Origin of the sequence: Streptomyces sp. NPDC057638, assembly GCF_042800315.1 — a bacterium.
Taxonomy (GTDB): Bacteria; Actinomycetota; Actinomycetes; order Streptomycetales; family Streptomycetaceae; genus Streptomyces.
Map to the genome: position 1 here is coordinate 72,990 of NZ_JBHVHF010000001.1, position 20,050 is coordinate 93,039.

Here is a 20,050-nt window from a genome sequence, read left to right on the forward strand (position 1 = left end):
CGAGGAGCCGCTGTCGTTCGAGCGGACCTGTCAGAGCTGCAACTTGAAGCCCACGTGTGAGCCGGTGAAACCCAAGCGCTCGTAGAAGCGGTGGGCGTCGGTGCGGGCGGAGTCCGAGGTGAGCTGCACCAGTTGGCAGCCCTGGCGGCGGGACTCGTCGACGGCCCACTCGATGAGCCGGGCGCCGAGGCCGTGGCCGCGCGCGGAGCTGTGGATCCGTACCCCCTCGATGATCGAGCGGGTCGAGCCCTTGCGGGACAGCCCCGGGATGATCGTGAGCTGGAGGGTGCCGACGACCTCGCCGTCGCGCTCGGCGACGACCAGCAGCTGGTTCGGATCGCTTCGCAGTCGCTCATAGGCCGACCGGTAGGGGGTCAGATCGTCCGGTGACTCACGGGTAGCGCCCAGTGCGTCGTCCGCGAGCAGGGCGACGATGGCCGCGATGTCGTCCCGCACGGCGGGACGGATGTCGACAGTGGTCATACGGCGCATGCTAACCAGGCGCCCCATGCGGCAACTCACTGCTCGACAGCCAGTGGACTCGACCCCCTTGTCCTGCGGCATTCCCACCCGTCTCCTCGCGTCAGACCCCGTCGGTGACGGCCCGCCAGGCTCCACGGCGGCAAGGGGCACGACGACGACCACCTGCGTCAGGCGGCGCCGAGGAATCCCGGCTCGGCGCCGCCTGGAGGACCGCCGTGCTGGCGCCCCGGACCCGGCGTCGTCTGGAGGGGGGTGCGGGACGCCCACGGCCTGGACCGGTGGCGCCGCCAGGGTGCCAGGGCTCATGTGAACGTGGTACTCGGCCGGACCGCCGCCGGGTTCCGCCGCCCGGCGGGCGTACTGTCAGAGGTAGATGCTCTGTGTCTGCTGGTACGCGGCCAGCCCCTCCGGGCCCAGCTCGCGGCCGAGGCCGCTGGACTTGACGCCGCCGAACGGCGCGGCCGGGTCGGGGATGTACCGGTTGACGCCGATGGTGCCGGTCCGGACGCGGCGGGCGACGGCGGCACCCCGCGCCGGGTCGGCGGTCCACACCGTACCGCCGAGGCCGAAGTCGGAGTCATTGGCGATCCGGACGGCGTCGTCCACGCCGTCGTAGGGAATCAGCGACAGTACCGGGCCGAAGACCTCCTCCTGGGCGATGCGGGAGCCGTTGTCGACGTCGGCGAAGACCGTCGGCTCGAAGAACCAGCCCCGGTCCAGACCCTTCGGCCGGGACCCGCCCGTGGTCACCCGGGCGCCCGAGGCGCGCCCCGCCGTGACGGCGGACTCCACCCGCTCCCGCTGAAGCGCGGTGGCCAGCGGGCCTATCCGGGTCTCCGGGTCGGCGGCCGGGCCCACCGGCAGCGAACGGGCCAGCGCGGTGAAGGCGTCGACCACCTCGGCGTACCGTGAGCGCGGGGCGAGCACCCGGGTGCCGAGGAAACAGGTCTGCCCGTTGTTGAGGAGGGTGGAGCCGAACAGACCGGCCCCGATCGCCGTGAGGTCCAGCTCCGCGTCGTCCAGCACGATCGCCGCCGACTTGCCGCCCAGCTCCAGGGTGACCGGGCGCAGCAGCCGCCCGCAGGTCTCGGCGATGGCCCGGCCCGCGGGGGTGGAGCCGGTGAAGGCGACCTTGTCCACCGAGGGATGGGCGACGAGATAGGCGCCGACCTCCCGCCCTGCGGGCACGATGTTGATCACCCCGGCCGGGACCCCGGCCGCCTCCACGGCCTCCGCCAGCAGATACGCGTCGAGCACCGTCTCCGGCGAGGGCTTGATCACCAGCGTGCAGCCCGCCGCCAGCGCGGGCGCGATCTTGAACATGGCCAGTGCCTGCGGGAAGTTCCACGGCACGATGGCCGCGACCACCCCGACCGGCTGCCGGCGGACCTCCACCGAGCCGCCGAGCAGACCGGGCCGGGTGTCCGCGAAGACGGCCTCCCGGGCCAGACCCGCGTAGTACCGCAGCACGGTGCTCGGGTACCCGGTCTCCAACTGCCGCGCGACCGCCACCGGCATGCCGTTCTGGGCGCTCACCCGGGCCACGAACCCGTCGGCCCGCAGATCGATCTCCTCGGCCAGCCGCTCCATCACACCGGCGCGGCGGGCGGGCTCCCAGGCGGCCCAGCCCGCCGGGTCGTCGAAGGCGCGTCGCGCGGCGGCCACCGCCGCGTCGACATCGGCCTCCGTGCCCTCCGGGACACTGCCCAGAGCCTCCTCCGTGCTGGCGTCGATGGGGACGATCAGCCGGTCGGTGCCGGGGCGCACCCAGGTACCGCCGATGAAGAAGGTGTCGTAGTGGAGATTCATCAGGGGGCTCCCTGGTCGTTCCGGTCATGGGGGATGGGGGGTGCGGCCGTCGTCGTGGCCCGCAGTACGGCGGCCGTGAAGGCCGCCGGGGCGTCGACGTGCACCAGATGGCCCGCTCCGGGGATCACCTCGGAGCGCATCGCGGGCAGCGCGCGGACCAGCCGCCGGTGCACCCGGGCGAACAGCGGATCGCTGTCCGCGCCGAGCAGAAAGGTCACGGGGACATGGATGCCGCGGATCCGGCGCAGCGGCAGATGCTCGAACATCACGCCGTACGGATGGGGGTCCAGCTCCGCCAGCACCACCCGCGCGTGCGCCAGCAGCCGCCGTCGCTCCCCGGCCGGCGCGGTGTCGAAGGACGGGCCCGCCGCCCAGCGGAAGAAGTGCGCCGCGGCCTCCTCCGGGCGGCCCCGCGCCTGGGACCACTTGGTCCGGGCCACGGCGGCCAGCATCGAGGGGTTCGCCAGCCGGGTGCCGTGCAGCGGGGGCTCCACGACGATCAGCCGGCGGACCAGATCGGGGCGGGCGACGGTCAGGGCCAGCGCGATGTTGCCGCCCGAACTCCAGCCGACCACCGTCGCCGGGCGTTGGGCGACCCGTTCGAGGACGGCCACCGCGTCGGCCACATGACGGCGGTGGTCGCGCACCGGAGGATGTGCCGACGCCCCGTAGCCGCGCCGGTCATAGGCGATGACCCGGTGACCGGCCGCCGCGATGCCGTCGGCGACGCCGTCCCAGGTCGCGGCCTGCGCCCCGCTGCCGTGGATCAGCAGCAGCGGCTCGCCGGACCCGCGCTCCTCAAGGGCGAGGTCCACTCCCTCGCACGGAAGGAACACCCGGCCCGTCCTCAGCGGGACGGGCCGGCGGGACCGGACGGGCCGGGCGGGATCTGTGCGGGGGGAACGCGGGTGGTGTGACACACGGGACGGCTCCTTTGCCGAGGGGGTCTCCTGGCAGGCTAGAACCGCGCGGACACCGCGAAGTGTTCAACTATTGGACACTCCCAGAGTTCGCGGTGTTCGGAGAGTTCCCGGTGTTCGCAGAGTTCTCAGTTCTCTCAGTGCTCTCTGGGGGGCGGAGCTCTCAGACCGTGATCCGCAGCACGCGCATCCGGTTGTACAGCGTGGTCCGGCTGATGCCGAGCTGTCGCGCGGTCCGCAGCTTGTTGCCGCCGCACGCGCTCAGTGCCGCCGTGATCGCGTCATGCTCGGCCCGCTCCAGCGGCGTCATCGCGGGCAGCCGGGGGCTCACCCGGTAGCCGTCCGGCAGATCGCCCGGGGTCACGTCCCCCGCCGAGCGGCGCTCCAGCACCGCACGGACGACCGTGTCCAGCTCGCGCAGATTTCCGGGCCAGGGATGCCCGGCCAGTGCCGCAAGCGCCGCCGGTGTGAAGCGAACCAGGCCGCCGGAGCCCGCGTCCCGGGTCATCGCTTGTACCAGGGTCGGCAGCTCCTCCGCGCGCTCCCGCAACGGCCGCAGACCGATCCGCTCCGGACACCCCGCCGCGAGGGCCGCGCTCCCGCCGGTCAGCTCCCGGGCGGGCGGGCCGGTCAGCGCGGTCCACGGCCGGTCCGGCCGCTCCAGCAGCCGCCGCAGCCGCACCGCGCAAACGTCGGGGAGCAGGTGCGCCTCCTCCACCAGCAGCAGGTCCCCGCCGGTCCGGGCGGTCCGCGCCGCCTCGCCGAGGGCGGCGAGCCACCCGGCCGCACCGTACGCCGCCGCCTCCGACCCGTCCAGGGTGACCACCCCGGCCCCCGCGTCCGCGGCGAGCCGGTGTGCCGCGGCGGTGCGGCCCGTTCCCGGCGCCCCACCGATCCAGACCGGGCTCCCGGGGGCGGCCTCCGGCGGCCGTACGGAGGAGGGGCGGGCGAAACCGCGCCGGGGTGCGTCCGGCTCGTCGAACTCGAAGAGCGCGCCCTCCGCGCCCGCGTCCAGCGCCCGGAACCGGACGGCCCTCGTACACCCCGAGGAGAGCGTCACGTCCGCCGTCCGGCACTCCCCGCCGCCGCGCCGGGGCAGACCGGCCGCCAGCTCACGCAGCCGGAGGTGGTCGACCGGGTCGAGGAGCTCCGCGGCAGCCGGATTCGCCAGTACCACCCCCTCACCGAGCACCAGCACCGGTCCCCGCCGACCGGCCGACGCCACCTGGAACGCGGCCAGCAGCCGCTGCTCCGTGACGCGCGCGGATCGCAGCAGCCGCTCCTCCACGTCCCGCGCCGCCTTGGCGAGGAACGGCCCGAGCAGCGGAGAGTCGTCCCGGCGGAGACAGGTGATGTCGAGTACGCCCTCAAGCCGCCGGGTCACCGGGTGCGTGATCGGATGCCCGTAGCAGCTGAACTGTCGGAACGGCTCCAGATAGTGCTCGTCCCCGTGCACCGCGAGCCCCCGCCGCACCTCGTGCACCGTGGCTATCGAGTTGGTCCCGGTCGTCTCCTCCAGGAAGACACCGCCCGCGACCACCCCCAGCCCCTCCAGCAGGGTCCGCAATCCACCGTTCCCACCGACCGTCGGGGCGACGATCCGGGATGCCCGGTCGGCGAGTACGACACAGAACGCCAGGTCCCCGAGGTGCTCCGCCAGTTCCGCCAGCACGGGCCGCGCGGCGGTCGCCAGACGGCCGCCCGTGTCGACCGCGTCCGGGTCCACCCGGACCGCGGGGGTGGAGGGGCTGAGCCCGCTCATCCGGGAGCGCTGCCACGACAGGGCGATCTCCGGGCGCGGCGGGGACGGGGTGGCGCTCCGGTGCACGGCGACCTCCGGCGGATGGTGCGAGGGTGTGTCGGCGCGTCCGTACGGACGATACGACGTAGGGAGTGTCACAGGGACGGAGCGGTGCTCCGGCCCAGGTGGGCGAGGAGCAGCTCCGTCACGGCCCGGGGCTCCTCCAGAGCGAGATGCCCGGTGCCGATGGTCTCCACCGTAGCCCGGGGGATTCCCGCGCCCAGTTCCTGGGCGTGCTCCCATGGCGTCGCCGTGTCCAGGAGGCCGCCCACGACGAGGGTGGGAGCGGTGATCCGCCCCAGCCGGGGGCGCAGGTCGTACGCCGCGAGGGCGTCGCAGCAGGCCGCGTATCCGGTGGGATCGGCGGTGGCGAGATCCCGCAGCAGCGCCCGCCCCAGGGGTGTCCCGGCCGTGCCCGACCCGGCGAACCACCGCCCGGGCGCGGTCGCCACCACCGGTTCCATCCCCCGTGACCGCACCAGCGCCGCCCGCTCCCGCCAGGGGTCCGGGCGCCCGAAGCGGGCGGAGGAGCACACCAGGGCCAGGGAGGCCACCCGCCCGGGGTGATCGGCCGCGAGCCGGGCGCCGATGGCTCCGCCGAGGGAGATCCCGGCGTAGTGGAAGCGCTCGTGCCGCAGTCTGGCGACGAGATCGAGCACCAGCTCGGCGAGATCGTCCACCGTCGCCCGGCCCGGCTCTGTGAACGGCAGTGCCTCCGTCGCCGAGCCCCCGTGCCCCGGCAGATCGAAGCACAGCACCCGGAACGCCCTCGCGAGCGTCGGCAGCTGGGCCGACCACACCCGCGCCGAGGTGCCGAGGGACGGTCCCAGGACGAGCAGGGGCGCGTCGGCCGGGCCGGAGAGTGTGTGGTGCAGCGGTACGGGGCGGGACATGACGACTCCTGAGGGACCTGAGGGAAGGGGCGCGCCGCCCGTCGCCCGTGGACGGTACGGCTTACGGGCTCCGCGTCGCGGACGCAGAACCGGGACAACGGAGAACCGGGACACCGCAGAACCGGGACACCGGAGGGGACGAGGTGCGGAGCCGGGAACGCGGGGCGCCGGGCACGTCCGCCGACCGGGCGGGGACGGCCCGGCCGGTGGCGTACGAGCCGCCCGGGGCACCCGGGGCCGGGACCCGGAGCCCGGAGCCCGCAGCGGCGCGGACCCCGGGCCCGCGCGTCCCGCCGCCGCCCGTCAGCGTTCCAGGACCAGCGCCAGCCCCTGGCCGACCCCGATGCAGAGCGTCGCCACACCGGTGCCCGAGCCCGCGGCCTTGAGCTGATGGGCCACCGCGCCCGCCAGCCGCGCCCCGGAGGCGCCCAGCGGGTGGCCGATCGCGAGGGCCCCGCCGCGCGGGTTGAGGATGCCTGGATCGAGGTCAGGCCACTCGGCGACACAGCCCAGGGCCTGGGCGGCGAACGCCTCGTTCAGCTCCAGTACGGAGAGGTCCCCGAAGCTCCGCCCGGCCCGGTCCAGGGCCCGGCGCACGGCACCGACCGGGGCCAGCCCGAACCACTGCGGCTCGACCGCGGTCACCGCGCTCGCGCCGATCCTGGCCAGTGGCTCCCGGCCGGTCGCCCGCAGCCCCTCCTCGTCGGCGAGCAGCAGGGCCGCGGCACCGTCGTTGAGCGGCGAGGAGTTGCCCGCCGTCACCGTTCCACCGGTCGTACGGAACGACGGTCTCAGCTTCGCCATCGCCTCCAGGGACGCGTCCTCGCGGACACACTCGTCCCGGGTGAAGGTCACCGCGGCCCCGCGCCGCGCGGGCACCTCGACCGGTACGACCTCCGCCGCGTACGCCCCCTCCCGCCAGGCCCGGGCCGCCTTCTCATGGCTGGCCAGCGCGAACGTGTCCTGCCGCGCACGGGTGATGCCGTGCCGTCCGGCGATCAGCTCGGCGCTCTCGCCCAGCGGCACGGTCCACCGCGGGTCCATCGCCGGATTGACCATCCGCCAGCCGAGTGTGGTCGAGTGCATCTCCGGGGGGCCCGCCGGGAAGGCCCGCTCCGGTTTCGGCAGTACCCAGGGGGCCCGGCTCATCGACTCCACGCCGCCCGCCACGGCGAGCGAGACGTCACCGAGCGCGATGGCCCGTGCCGCCTGGACGACGGCCTCCAGACCGGAGGCGCAGAGCCGGTTGACGGTCACCCCCGGCACGGTGACGGGCAGCCCCGCCAGCAGCACCGCCATCCGCGCCACATCGCGGTTCTCCTCGCCCGCGCCATTGGCGTTGCCGAGGAACACATCCCCGATCCGGGCCGGGTCCAGCTCCGGCGTACGGTCCAGGAGTGCCCGCAGCACATGGGCGGCGAGGTCGTCGGGGCGCATGCCGGAGAGCGCGCCCCCGTATCTGCCGACCGGGGTGCGGACGGCGTCGACGATGTAGACATCCTTCATCGGGGGCTCCCTGCGCGGCGGATGTGGACGGGTGCGGCGGTCGCCGCCCGGATCTCCGCCACCGTGACACCGGGGGCGGTCTCGGCCAGCTCCAGGCCGCGCGGGGTGATGTCGAGGACGCCCAGATCGGTGATCACCCGGTCCACGCACGCGCGGCCGGTGAGCGGCAGCGAGCACTCCGCGACGATCTTCGGGCTGCCGTCCTTGGCGGTGTGGTTCATGGTGACCACCACCCGGCGGGCGCCGTGGACCAGGTCCATCGCCCCTCCGATACCGGTGACCAGCTTCCCCGGTACGGCCCAGTTGGCGAGGTCGCCACCGGCCGAGACCTGCATCGCGCCGAGGACGGCGGTGTCGATATGGCCGCCCCGGATCATCCCGAAGGAGAGCGCGGAGTCGAAGAACGCGGCCCCCGGAAGCACGGTGACCGTCTCCTTGCCCGCGTTGATCAGATCGGGGTCCACCTCGTCCTCGGTGGGATACGGGCCGGTGCCGAGGATGCCGTTCTCCGATTCGAGGACGACCCGTACACCCCCGGGGAGATGGTCCGGGATCAGTGTCGGCAGCCCGATGCCGAGGTTGACGTACTCGCCGTCGCGCAGCTCCAGCGCCGCCCGTGCGGCGATCTCCCGCCGGGTCCAGGCCATCAGCCGCGCACCGTCCTCTGCTCGATGTGCTTCTCCGCCGCCTGCGCGGGGCTGAGGGCGACCACCCGCCGCACGAAGACGCCCGGCAGGTGAATCGCGTCGGGGTCCAGCTCGCCGGGCTCGACCAGCTCCTCCACCTCCGCGACGGTGATCCGTCCCGCCATGGCCGCCAGGGGGTTGAAGTTACGGGCGGACCTGCGGAAGACCAGATTGCCGTGGCGGTCGCCGCGGGCCGCGCGGACCAGTGCGAAGTCGGTCCGGATCCCGTGCTCCAGGACATGGTCGACGCCGTCGAAGGTCCGCACCTCCTTGGGCGGCGAGGCCAGCGCCACCCCGCCCTCCCCGTCGTACCGCCAGGGCAGTCCGCCGTCGGCCACCAGGGTTCCGACACCGGCCGGGGTGTAGAAGGCGGGGATGCCGCAGCCGCCGGCCCGAAGCCGCTCGGCGAGCGTGCCCTGCGGGATCAGCTCCACCTCCAGCTCACCGCTCAGATACTGACGGGCGAACTCCTTGTTCGCGCCGATGTACGAGCCGGTGACCCGGGCTATCCGGCCCGCGGCGAGCAGCACCGCGAGCCCCGACTCCCGCGCCCCGCAGTTGTTGGAGACCACCCTCAGCCCACCGGTGCCCCGCGCGTGGACCGCCGCGATCAGTACGTTCGGCACCCCGCTGAGCCCGAATCCGCCGACCGCGAGGGACGCGCCCTCGGGGAGATCCGCCACGGCTTCGGCGGCCGACCCGACCACCTTGTCCAGGGCGCCCCGTACGCTCCGTACCCCGGCGGCGCCCCACGCGGCGGCGCTCCCGTTCTCCGTCCCGTCCACGGCGCTCAGCCCGCCAGTGCCGAGGGGTGCGCGGCCAGCGGGGTGACCTCGATCGTCATATAGGGGAAGAGCGGCAGGTTCCAGAGGATCTCGTGGAGCCGGTCGTTGTCCGGGGCGTCGAAGACGCTGAGGTTGGCGTACTGCCCCGCGCGCCGCCAGATGTGCGGCCAGACACCCTCGCGCTGGAGGTCCTGGCAGTAGCTCTTCTCCCGCGCGATCAGGTCCGCGCGGACCCCGGGATCGAGGTCGTGCGGGAGCGCGACGTCCATCGTCACTGCGAACAGCATGGTGCTCTTCCTTCGGCGGTGGCCGGTACCGGACACCGGTACCGGGGTGGGGAGTGGGTGCGTGTCAGATCCGGTCGAGGACGAAGTCGTGGGTGACCTCCTTGCCCGCGCCGTCCCGGGCGGCGACCGGGGAGAGGACCAGCTCCGGCTTGACGGCCGAGGCGATGTCGTCCTCCACATGGCTCGTGCCCCGGAAGTAGAGCTGGGTGGTGACCAGCTGGTGGCCGGGCGCCGAGACCTTCAGATGGAGGTGGGCGGGGCGCCAGGCGTGCCAGCCGGCCGCCGCGATCAGCCGCCCGCAGGAGCCGTCGGTGGGGATCTGGTAGGGCGCGGGCTCCACGGTGCGGATCGCGAATCCGCCCCGCCCGTCCGCGACGACGGTGCCCCGCAGATTCCACTCGGGCAGTCCGGGCGCGTACTGCGAGTAGAAGCCCTCCGCGTCGGCGTGCCACATCTCGATCCGCGCCCCGGGCAGCGGGGTGCCGTCCACCGAGGTCACCCGGCCCTGGAAGAGGAGCGGGACGCCGGGCTCGTCCGGGCGCATGGGCAGGGTGGCCGCGCCGTCGAAGGAGGGCGAGCCCGGGACGTAGTAGGGCCCCTCGATGGTGCCCTTGCTGCCCAGGCGGTCCGCGTTCGCGACCTCCTCCACCACGTGCTCGACCCAGACATCGAGGAACAGCGGCCACTCGCCGTCCTGCCCGACCTGGATCAGCCAGGACTTCAGGGCGTCGTACTCGGCGTAGCTCACCCGCTGACGGCGAATCACCTCGTGCACAGCGGCGAGGACCTCGGTGGCGAGGGTGTCGACGCGCCGGGTGTCGGTGGCGTTCCCGGCCGCGTCGCCGCCGGTCCGCTTGCTGCGGAACCGCTCGGTGGCGGCGGCTCCGGAAGCGGCGGCGGTGGCGGCGGCTCCGGTGGTGGCGGTGGTGGCGTCGGTCATGGTGTGGCGTCCTTCTGTCGGAATTCGGAATGGGTGACGCGGAGACGGAGACTCCGGCGGGTGGCCCCGCCGGGCCGGCGGGTCGGTGTCCGGAGGCACGGCCGGGGGAGGGAAGCACAGCCGGGGGAGGGCGGCACAGCCGGTGGCGGGAAGCCGTGGACGAGAGCCGGGGAGAGGCCCGGTCAGGCGGGTCCGGGCGCGCTGTGCGCGGGCGGGCGCGGGGTGCCCCGGAGGGCTCAGCCGTCCTGGCGGTAACGCGCCAGTTTCCCGGGGTCGATGACGATGCCGAGCCCCGCGCCCTCCCGGACCCGGAGATGTCCGTCCACGACGGAGAGCGGCTCGGCTAGGAGGTCGTCGGTCATATCGAGGAAGTTGGACAGCTCACCGGCGTACCGGGAGGACGACCGGTGTGCCGCGCCGAAGGCCACCGAGCAGAGGGTGCCGATCTGGCCGTCGATCTGATTGCCCATCACCACGGCCACGCCCAGACCCTCGCACTGGTACAGCACCCGCTGGGAGGCGGTGAAGCCGGTACGGGCGGTCTTGACGCTGATCGCGGTCGCCGCGCCGCCCAGCAGCTCCCGGGTGACCTCGGCGGGCCGGGTCGCGCTCTCGTCCGCGATGAAGGGGACGGCGCACCGCTCCACCAGCCAGCGCCGCCCCAGCACATCGTCGGCCGGGCACAGTTCCTCGGCGAAGGTCAGCCCCAGGTCCGCCATCTCCCGCAGCGCCCGCGCCGATTCGGCCGCCGTCCACCCCCGGTTGCCGTCGATGTACAGCTCCACGTCCGGGCCGAGGGCCTCGCGCAGGGCACGGCAGGCGGCGACGTCGTCGGTGTACGGCGTGCGCCCCACCTTGACCTTGAAGGTGGTGATGCCGTACGTCTCCCGGATCCGCGCGGCCTCGGCGACCATGTCCCCGGCGGGGGCGAAGCCCACCATATGGCTCACCCTCATCCGGTCCGTCCAGCCGCCGAGCAGTGCGGAGACCGGCACTCCGGCCGCCTGGCCGAGGATGTCCCAGAGCGCCATGTCCAGGGCGGACTTGGCCGCCGGGTTGCCGACGGTCCGGTCCAGCCGGGCGTGAACGGTCTCCCGCTCCAGCGCGGAGAGCCCCAGCAGCTGGGGAGCGAAGATCCGGTCGATCACCGCGACGACCGACTCCTGCGTCTCGCCGTAGGTGTAGGGCCGGGGTGGTGCCTCGGCGATTCCTGTCAGACCGCTGTCGGTGTGCACCCGGACCAGGACGTGTTCGGCGGTGTGCACTTCACCGCTGGCGAATCTGAGTGGCTTTCGATAGGGAATCGCAAAGGGAATCGTCTCTATCCTGGTGATTTTCATGCCGTGCCCCGTCGGGATTCTCGGGTGTGATAAATGTTCCGTCTTTTTCCAGGGTTTCCAGCAGATTTCTCAGCAACGGTGAGGAGTCGTCCGCGCGCCAGGCCAGGACGAGCCCCACGGACGGCGCGTCCGTGATCTCCTTGCAGACCACGCCCTCGCGGCGGGCCGCGCGGATGGAGTCCGGCAGCACGGCGACACCGAGCCCGGCGGCGACCAGCGCCAGCGCGGTGGAGGTCTCGGCGACCTCATGGGCCCGCCGCGGGCGGAAACCGGCCTCCAGGCAGCCGCGGATCACCACCTCGTCGACGACGGACCCCAGGGCGGCCCCGTACATGATGAAGTCCTCCTGGCGCAGCTGTGCCAGCCGCACCGACTCCGCGTCGCCGAGCCAGTGTTCCTCCGGCACCGCCAGGACCAGCGGCTCGTCCGCCAGCGCCCGGTGGATGATGCCCTCCCGGCGGACCGGCGGGCGCAGCACCCCCACATCGAGGCGGCGGTCCAGCAGTCCCGCCTCCTGAGCGGGCGTCAGCAGTTCGGTGTGCACCTCCAGCGTCACGCCGGGCAGCGCGCTCTTGACCAGCCGCGCCAGGGCGGGCAGTCGGCGGTACGCGGCGGAACCGGTCAGGCCGATCCGCAGTACCCCCGCCACCCCGGCGGTGAAGCGCTCCACCCGGACCACCGCATCGTCGACGGCCGCCAGGATGCGCCGTACATCGGCGTGGAACACCTCGCCGGCGCCGGTCAGGTCGACCTGCCGGGTGGTACGGGCGAAGAGCGCGACCCCGAGCTCCGTCTCCAGTCGGCGGATCGCCTGGGAGAGCGGGGGCTGGGCCATGTGCAGTTGCTCGGCGGCCCTGCCGAAATGACGGGTGTCGGCGACCGCGGCGAAATACCGGAGGTGTCTGAGTTCCATCGGAATCTCCCTCGATTGCGCCTCATCGTAGGGACCGAATCCCATACGCAACAAATATCGGAATGGAGCGTATTGATATGCGGTCGATATCAGTACCCCCCTGGGTCAAGCCTGGGAAAACGTCTGGGGCCACCGTCTTCACCTCGGTGTCATGGTGCTGAAAAGCAGCCGTAACGATCGGAGGGACGGACCATGGCCGACGAGCGGGGCCGTGCGCGGGCCATCCTTGAGGACGCCCTGGAGGAGGACCCCGAGACCGGTGTGTACCGCGTCCGGCGGAGTGTCTTCACGGACGAGGAACTCTTCGAGCTGGAGATGACGCACATCTTCGAGGGCAACTGGGTCTATCTCGCCCACGACAGCCAGATTCCCGGGCCCGGTGACTACTTCACGACCTGGATCGGCCGGCAGCCGGTGGTCATCAGCCGGGACAAGCAGGGGGAACTGCACGCCCTCGTCAACGCGTGCAGCCATCGGGGCGCGATGCTCTGCCGCCGCAAGACGGACAACCGCACCACCTTCACCTGCCCGTTCCACGGCTGGACGTTCAGCAACACCGGCCGGCTCCTCAAGGTCAAGGACCCGCGCGGAGCCGGATATCCCGAGCAGTTCAACACCGACGGCTCGCACGACCTCACCCGCGTCGCCCGTTTCGAGAGCTACCGGGGATTCCTCTTCGGCAGCCTCAACCCGGACGTCGTCCCCCTCACCGAGCACCTCGGCGAGGCCGCGAAGGTCATCGACATGGTGGTCGACCAGTCGCCCGAGGGCCTGGAGGTGCTGCGCGGCTCCTCGACGTACACCTACGACGGCAACTGGAAACTCCAGACGGAGAACGGGGCGGACGGCTACCACGTCTCCGCGACCCACTGGAACTACGCGGCCACCCAGGCCCGCCGCACGTCCGGCGAGTCGGCCAACGACACCAGGACCATGGACGCCGGCGGCTGGTCCCGGCAGCAGGGCGGCTTCTACTCCTTCGACCACGGCCATCTGCTGCTCTGGACGAAGTGGCTCGACCCCGCCAACCGCCCCCTGCACGACCGCCGCGACGAGCTGGTGGAGGCGTTCGGCGAGGCGAGGGCGGACTGGATGATCGGAGTCTCCCGCAATCTCTGCCTCTACCCGAACGTCTATCTCATGGACCAGTTCAGCTCCCAGATCCGGCACTTCCGGCCGATCTCGGTCGACCGGACCGAGGTCACGATCTACTGCATCGCCCCCAAGGGCGAGAGCGCCGAGGCCCGGACCCTGCGCATCCGCCAGTACGAGGACTTCTTCAACGCCACCGGTATGGCCACCCCGGACGATCTGGAGGAGTTCCGCTCCTGCCAGAAGACCTATCAGGCCGGCGCCGCGCCCTGGAACGACCTCAGCCGGGGCGCGGTCCACCAGATCGACGGCCCCGACGAGGACGCCCGGCGCATCGGACTGGAGCCGATCGCCAGCGGGGTCCGTACCGAGGACGAGGGGCTCTACCCCATCCAGCACGGCTACTGGCAGCGGACCCTGCGCCGGGCGCTGGACGGCTGACCGGTCTCAGGAAGAGACCCGGCCGCAAGGGCCCGTGGATCTTCCGCGGCGCCCCGGGCGCGGCGCCGCGGCGGCGCCGACGGTGACCGAGGTACGACCCGAAGGGATCACGACGACACCATGACGACCACGACCACCCACGAGCGGGACGAGGCCCCCGCCCCGCGGACCCCCCCGACCGGCGGCCCGGACGGCACCGCGGCCGTCTCCCTGGAGACGGTGCGCCGGTTCCTCTACCGCGAGGCCCGCCATCTCGACGACCGCGAGTTCGAGCAGTGGCTGGAGTGCTACCACCCCGACGCCGAGTTCTGGATGCCGGCCTGGGCCGACGACGAGGAGCTCACCCGCGACCCGCGGACCGAGATCTCACTGATCTACTACGCCAACCGGGGCGGCCTGGAGGACCGGGTCTTCCGCATCCGCACCGACCGTTCCAGCGCCACCAGCCTGCCCGAGCCCCGCACCGGTCACAACATCACCAATGTGGAGATCACCGGTCAGTCCGGCGGCGTCGTGGACGTGCGCTTCAACTGGTTCACGCTCTACTACCGCTACCAGACCGTCGACACCTACTTCGGCACCTCCTTCTACCGCGTCGACTTCTCGGGCGACGCCCCGCTGATCCTCGGCAAGAAGGTCGTGCTCAAGAACGACTACGTCCACCATGTCGTCGACGTGTACCACGTCTGACAGGTCCGAAACGAGCACCCATGAGCACCCCCACGGCATTCCAGGTCGCCCTCGGCTTCGAGGACGGCGTCACCCGGTTTATCGACTGCCGCCCGGACGAGACCGTCGCCGACGCCTCGTACCGGGCGCGCATCAACATTCCGCTCGACTGCCGCGACGGAGCCTGCGGCACCTGCAAGTCGTACTGCGAGTCGGGACGTTACGACGGCGGCGACTACATCGAGGAGGCGCTGACCGGCGACGAGGCCGAGAGCGGCTACTGCCTGCCCTGTCAGATGACCCCGCTGAGCGATCTCGTGCTGCGCGTCCCCGCCACCTCGGCCGCCGCCCGGACCGGCGCCGGCGTCCACACCGCCACGGTCACGGCCGTCGAGCGGTACTCCGGGCGCACCGTCGGACTCACCCTCGACATCGACGACCGCCGGGCACTGGACTTCCTGCCCGGCCAGTACGTCAACATCACGGTTCCCGGCACCGATCAGCAGCGCTCCTACTCCTTCAGCTCCGGGCCGAACCGGCGGGCGGCCTCCTTCCTCGCCCGGATCACCGACGGCGGCGCGATGTCCGGCTATCTCACCGAGCGCGCCCGGCCCGGCGACCGGATCACGTTCACCGGGCCCCTGGGCACCTTCTACCTCCGCCCGCTCACCCGCCCCGCCCTCCTCCTCGCGGGCGGCACCGGGCTCGCGCCGCTGCTGTCGATGCTGGAGAAGATCGCCCAGGGCCCGGCCGCCCACCCCGTCCATCTGCTCTACGGCGTCACCACCGACGAGGACCTGGTCCATCTCGACACCCTTGCCGGGTACGCCGCCGCCATCCCCGGCTTCACCTACGACCACTGTGTCGCCGACCCGGCCTCGGGCGCCCGGAACAAGGGCTTTGTCACCGGACTCATCGACGCGCGGACCCTGCACGGCGGCGACGCCGACGTCTACCTCTGCGGGCCGCCCGCGATGGTCGACGCGGTACGGAGCCATATCGCCGCTCTCGGGATCACTCCGGCGAGCTTCCACTACGAGCGGTTCGCCGTCACGGCGGCTTCGGGGGCCGGTGCGCCCGCCGGTGCCGACGCCCTCGTGGCCGGGGCGACCACGGGGGCCGCCCGGTGACCGCGCCTCATCCGGGCCGGTTCAGCGGCCGTACGGTCCTGGTCACCGGCGCCGCCCAGGGCATCGGGCTCGCCGTCGCCCGCCGACTGGCGGCGGAATCGGCCGAGGTGGTGCTCTGCGACCGCGCCGAAGCCGTCCACGAGGCCGCCGCCGAACTGGGCGGGCACGCCGTCACCGCCGATCTGGAGCGGTACGAGGGAGCCGAGACAGCGGTCGCCGCGGCCCTGGACCGCCACGGCCGGATCGACTGTCTCGTCAACACCGTGGGCGGCACCATCTGGGCCAGGCCCTACGAGCACTACACCCCCGACCGGATCCGCGCCGAGATCCAGCGCTCCCTCTTCCCGACCCTGTGGATGTGCCGGGCCGTGCTGCCCCATCTCATCGAGCGGCGTTCCGGCACCATCGTCAATGTCTCCTCCGTCGCCACCCGGGGCATCAACCGGGTGCCCTACGCGGCGGCCAAGGGCGGGGTCAACGCCATCACCGCCGCACTGGCCCTGGAGGCCGCCCCGTACGGCATCCGGGTCGTGGCCACCGCTCCCGGCGGCACCGACGCGCCCGCCCGCCGCATCGCCCGCGGACCCGCGCCCGAGGGGGAACAGGAGCGGGAGTGGTACCGGCAGATCGTGGACCAGACCGTCGCCTCCTCGCTGATGAAACGGTACGGCTCGCTGGAGGAGCAGGCGGCGGCGATCGTCTTCCTCGCCTCCGACGAGGCGTCCTACATCACCGGGACCGTGCTGCCCGTCGCGGGCGGCGACCTCGGCTGAAGCTCCGCGGGCCGCCCCCGAGGTCATGGCGCACACCAGTGCTAGCGTGCCTGGCCATGGAGAAACGCTCTGACCGGGAGTGCGGTCCGATCGGACGGGCCCGGGAGACCGCCGCGCTGGCCCGGCTGCTCCGGGCGGCCCGCGCGGGCCGCCCGGCGATGGTGCTCATCGAGGGCCCGGCGGGCAGCGGCAAGACCATGCTCGCCGGGCACGTCCTCGCCGCCCGGGAGACGGCTCCGCCACCGCCCGCGCCCGCTGTGTCCCCTGCGGCTCCCGTGTCTCCCGCGTCCACCGGGGACCGCGGCCGGTCAGTCTCTCCCGCGCCTCTTGTCTCCCTCGCCCCCGCCGGGCCTTCCGGGCCGTGCGCCCCGTCGGCGGGAGAGCTGCGGATCGTCCGGGTCGCCGGGGTGCCCTGGGAGGCCGGGCTGGCACTCGGCGTGGCGGACCAGCTGGCCCGGGCCTGCGCATCGCTCGCCGGCCCGGACCCCGCACTCCCGCCGGTGCCTGCTCCGGTGGGGGACCCGGCCCCTGACCCGTCCCCTGGCCTGGAGTTGGGCCGGGAGTTCGGCCCGGCGGCCCCCGACCTGGCCCCTGACCCGGCCCCCGACCCGGCCCCTGACCCGTCCCCTGGCCTGGCCCCCGACCCGGCCCCTGGCCTGCAGTTGGGCCGGGAGTTCGGCCCGGCCCCCGACCCGGCCCCTGACCCGGCCCCCGACCCGGAACCCGGCTGGTGTCCGGTGCCGGACCGGGGCTGGGGACCGGATTCCGCTTCCGGCCCGACCCGACCCGATGCCCCGCGCCCCGGCCCGGGCTCGCGCGCTGCTTCCGTACCTGCCCCGGCCCCTGCCCAAGGCCCCGGCCCCGGCCCGTACTCCGGCACCGAACCCTGGCCCGCGCCCGTACCCCCGCACGCGATCCTGGACGCCGCCGGGCGGCTGCACCGGCTCTGGGCCGCCGCCCAGCGCAAGGGCCCCCTCGCGGTGGTCGTCGACGACGCGCACTGGGCCGACCCGGGAAGTCTGCGCGCCATCGGCTCCGCCGTTCGGGCCCTCACCACGGAGCGGGTGCTCGTCCTTCTGATCGCCCGGGACGATCTCCACGGCCCGCACGGCGAAGTCCCCGTACAGACCCTGGAATTCCTCGACGGCCGCCGCGACGGGGCGATACGGCTCGGACCACTCGGCCCCGAGGAGATCGGGGAACTGGCCCGGGCCGGCGCCGATCTCCCGCTCTCCCGCCAGGCCGCCCGTCACCTTCGGCGGCACACCCGGGGCAATCCCCGGCACATCCTCGGACTCCTCCGCGAACTGCCCCGGGACATCTGGCAGGACTGGCAGCCCACCCTCCCGGCACCGGCGCGCTACACCGTCGACGTACAGCACCGGCTCGCCCGCCGCGGCGACGCGGTCCGGGCCCTGGTCGAGGCGTGCTCCGTACTCATCGACGGCGAGGGCGACAGTGGCGGCACGGACGGTGTCCCCCTGGTCACGGCGGCCGCTCTCGCCCGCCTCGACGACGCCCTGCCCGCCGCCGATGAGGCATGCGCCGCCGGGCTGCTCACCGCGGCCGTCGAACCGGGGCGCACCGTGCTCTCCTTCCCCCACCCCCTGACCCGCGCCGCCGTCCGCGCCGGGATCGGCCTGGCCCGCCGCCGCGATCTCCACGGCCGCGCGGCGGACCTCGCCGAGGACCCCGGCCTGCGCCTCACCCACCGCGCCGCCGCCACCACGGCCGACGCGGAACTCGCGGGGGAACTCGACCGGTACGCCGCCGGGCGGGCGTCCGCGGGGGAGTGGGCCGCCGTCGCCGACGCCCTGGTCCGGGCCGGGCGGCTGAGCACGGACCGGGCCGCCCGCCAGGACCGGCTGCTGCGCGCCGTCGACGCCATGATCGCGGCGGGGGACGTGCCCCGGGCGGCGGTCTTCGCCGCGGAGCTGGAGAGTTTCCCCGCCGGCACGCTCCGCGATGTCGTGCTCGGCTATCTGGCTATCATGCGCGGGCGCTCGGCCGAGGCGGAGACCTTCCTCGGCCAGGCCGAGGCACGCTGCGACCCGGGGCTGCGGCCCGATCTGATGGCGAGGATCTGCCAGCGGCGCGTCCTGCACGCCCTGGGCCGCTGGGACGCGCCCGCGCTGGTCACCTGGGCGCGGCGCGCACTGGAGTGCGCCGACCCCGGCGACCCCTCCGCCATCGAGTCCGAGGCGGTGCTCGGACTCGGACTCGCCGCCCTGGGGCGCCCCGGGGAGGCCGTCGCCGTCTATGAGACAGCCCTCGCCAAAGACTCCGGAGGGGCCCAGTCCCAGCGCTTCCGGCTCGGGCGCGGCTGGGTCGACCTCGCCCACGACGCCCCCGAGGCCGCCCGCCGCGAACTGGAAGGGGCCGTGCCCACCGGCTACCGGATGGGTTCCACCCGTATCTCGCTCTGGGCCCAGGCATGGCTGGCCCGTACCCAGTTCGCGCTCGGCTCCTGGCCGGAGGCGCTGGAGACGGTCGACCGCGCGGCGGCCCGCCTCGCCGAGGCCGGAATCGAACTCGTCCGCCCGGCGGTGCACTGGACCGGAGCGCAGATCCATGCCCTCCGCGGCGACTGGGCGGCGGCCGAGCGCCATCTGGAGGAGGCGTCGGCGGGCATGCACCACTACGAGGTCATGGTGGTCCCGTCCTGTCTGGCCCGCGCCCTGGTGGCGGAGGCCCGCGGGGACTACGCGCAGGTCGTCGAAGCCCTCACCCCCGTGGTCCGGCTGCCGGACCGCTCGGGCATCGATGAACCCGGCTTCTGGCCTTGGCAGGACGTCTACGCGAACGCCCTGGTGATGACGCACCGCACCGAGGAGGCGGATGCCTTCCTCGCCCCGTACGAAGACCTGGCCGCCCGCCGGGAGCACCGCTCCACCCAGGCGCGGCTGGGCCGGGTCCGGGGGCGCGTCATGGCCGCCCGGGGCGATATCGCCGCCGCGCGCGCGGCGTTCGAGACCGCCCTCGCTCATCTCGACCGCCTCCCCCTTCCGTACGACCGGGCGCGGGTGAACTTCGCCTACGGCCAGACCCTGCGCCGTGCGGGCAAGCGCCGTGACGCCGACATGGTCCTGCGGAACGCCCGCGACGCCTATCGCGCCCTCGGTGCCCGCACCTGCGCCGACCACTGCGACCGCGAACTCCAGGCGGGCGGGGTGAGCGCGGGCCGGGGCGCCGCCGGGTCCTCACCGCTCACCGCCCAGGAGCAGGCCGTGGCCCGGCTCGTCGCCCGGGGAGCGAGCAATCAGCGGGTGGCCTCGGAACTGTTCATCTCCGTGAAGACCGTGCAGTACCACCTGACCCGGATCTACGCGAAACTCGGCATCCGCTCACGAGGCGAGCTGGCCGCCCGCTGCCATGAGGCGGCTCATCCCGGGGGGGCAGGACCGGGAGGGATGACCGGACACTCCCCAGAGCACCCCGGAGGAGACCGCCGGGTGTAGCCGGGTGCGGATTCCCGTCGGCCGGACGGGCCGCGGGACCGCGTTGTCAGTGGCCGCCGCTAACGTCTTTCCCATCGACGCGCTGGCGCCGGGATTCCCCGGCACAACAGTGCTCTCCTCTGGT

At 73.5% G+C, this 20,050-nt stretch carries 17 protein-coding genes; 5 read left to right on the forward strand and 12 right to left on the reverse strand.

The features are described from left to right. Window positions 1-30: 30 nt before the first annotated feature. The 12 genes from ACFVIM_RS00270 to ACFVIM_RS00325 form a co-directional block, all read right to left on the reverse strand. Window positions 31-483, reverse strand: a complete 453-nt coding sequence (locus ACFVIM_RS00270; RefSeq protein ID WP_384296851.1) for a GNAT family N-acetyltransferase — start codon at window positions 481-483, stop codon at window positions 31-33. A gap of 363 nt (window positions 484-846) precedes the next feature. Next, complete coding sequence (locus tag ACFVIM_RS00275) at window positions 847-2,292, reverse strand: aldehyde dehydrogenase (RefSeq protein WP_384296852.1); 1,446 nt, start codon at window positions 2,290-2,292, stop codon at window positions 847-849. Next, entirely contained in the window at window positions 2,292-3,128 is an 837-nt protein-coding gene (locus ACFVIM_RS00280) for an alpha/beta fold hydrolase (protein ID WP_384296854.1), read from the reverse strand. Before ACFVIM_RS00280 ends, ACFVIM_RS00275 begins: the two co-directional genes overlap by 1 nt. A gap of 247 nt (window positions 3,129-3,375) precedes the next feature. Further along, complete coding sequence (locus tag ACFVIM_RS00285; RefSeq protein WP_384296855.1) at window positions 3,376-5,040, reverse strand: sigma-54-dependent Fis family transcriptional regulator; 1,665 nt, start codon at window positions 5,038-5,040, stop codon at window positions 3,376-3,378. A gap of 68 nt (window positions 5,041-5,108) precedes the next feature. After that, on the reverse strand, window positions 5,109-5,906 hold the full coding sequence (locus ACFVIM_RS00290; RefSeq protein ID WP_384296856.1) for an alpha/beta fold hydrolase: 798 nt from the start codon (window positions 5,904-5,906) through the stop codon (window positions 5,109-5,111). A gap of 303 nt (window positions 5,907-6,209) precedes the next feature. Continuing rightward, complete coding sequence (locus tag ACFVIM_RS00295) at window positions 6,210-7,412, reverse strand: thiolase family protein (RefSeq protein ID WP_384296858.1); 1,203 nt, start codon at window positions 7,410-7,412, stop codon at window positions 6,210-6,212. Further along, a complete protein-coding gene (locus ACFVIM_RS00300) occupies window positions 7,409-8,059 on the reverse strand; it encodes a CoA transferase subunit B (protein WP_384296859.1) in 651 nt (216 codons plus the stop codon). Before ACFVIM_RS00300 ends, ACFVIM_RS00295 begins: the two co-directional genes overlap by 4 nt. Continuing rightward, a complete protein-coding gene (locus tag ACFVIM_RS00305) occupies window positions 8,059-8,814 on the reverse strand; it encodes a CoA transferase subunit A (protein WP_384296882.1) in 756 nt (251 codons plus the stop codon). Before ACFVIM_RS00305 ends, ACFVIM_RS00300 begins: the two co-directional genes overlap by 1 nt. Window positions 8,815-8,888: 74 nt before the next feature. Then, on the reverse strand, window positions 8,889-9,170 hold the full coding sequence (gene catC / locus ACFVIM_RS00310) for a muconolactone Delta-isomerase (protein ID WP_384296860.1): 282 nt from the start codon (window positions 9,168-9,170) through the stop codon (window positions 8,889-8,891). Between the two features lie 64 nt (window positions 9,171-9,234). Next, a complete protein-coding gene (catA, locus tag ACFVIM_RS00315; protein ID WP_384296862.1) occupies window positions 9,235-10,110 on the reverse strand; it encodes a catechol 1,2-dioxygenase in 876 nt (291 codons plus the stop codon). A 236-nt stretch (window positions 10,111-10,346) separates the two neighbouring features. Beyond that, on the reverse strand, window positions 10,347-11,450 hold the full coding sequence (locus ACFVIM_RS00320) for a mandelate racemase/muconate lactonizing enzyme family protein (RefSeq protein ID WP_384296863.1): 1,104 nt from the start codon (window positions 11,448-11,450) through the stop codon (window positions 10,347-10,349). Beyond that, window positions 11,377-12,363, reverse strand: a complete 987-nt coding sequence (locus ACFVIM_RS00325) for a LysR substrate-binding domain-containing protein (protein ID WP_384296864.1) — start codon at window positions 12,361-12,363, stop codon at window positions 11,377-11,379. Before ACFVIM_RS00325 ends, ACFVIM_RS00320 begins: the two co-directional genes overlap by 74 nt. A gap of 192 nt (window positions 12,364-12,555) precedes the next feature. Between ACFVIM_RS00325 and benA the strand changes: the two genes are divergently transcribed. From benA to ACFVIM_RS00350, 5 genes are all read left to right on the forward strand, one after another. Continuing rightward, a complete protein-coding gene (gene benA, locus ACFVIM_RS00330) occupies window positions 12,556-13,896 on the forward strand; it encodes a benzoate 1,2-dioxygenase large subunit (RefSeq protein ID WP_384296866.1) in 1,341 nt (446 codons plus the stop codon). A 120-nt stretch (window positions 13,897-14,016) separates the two neighbouring features. Further along, complete coding sequence (gene benB / locus ACFVIM_RS00335) at window positions 14,017-14,586, forward strand: benzoate 1,2-dioxygenase small subunit (protein WP_384296867.1); 570 nt, start codon at window positions 14,017-14,019, stop codon at window positions 14,584-14,586. Window positions 14,587-14,606: 20 nt separating this feature from the next. Continuing rightward, entirely contained in the window at window positions 14,607-15,695 is a 1,089-nt protein-coding gene (benC, locus tag ACFVIM_RS00340) for a benzoate 1,2-dioxygenase electron transfer component BenC (protein WP_384296868.1), read from the forward strand. Beyond that, the gene (locus tag ACFVIM_RS00345) at window positions 15,692-16,468 is read left to right on the forward strand and encodes a 1,6-dihydroxycyclohexa-2,4-diene-1-carboxylate dehydrogenase (protein ID WP_384296870.1); all 777 of its coding nucleotides are present in this window, start codon (window positions 15,692-15,694) and stop codon (window positions 16,466-16,468) included. The genes benC and ACFVIM_RS00345 overlap by 4 nt, the downstream gene beginning before the upstream one ends. A gap of 56 nt (window positions 16,469-16,524) precedes the next feature. After that, window positions 16,525-19,926, forward strand: coding sequence for an AAA family ATPase (locus ACFVIM_RS00350; protein ID WP_384296871.1), 3,402 nt, complete (start codon window positions 16,525-16,527; stop codon window positions 19,924-19,926). Window positions 19,927-20,050 lie beyond the last annotated feature (124 nt).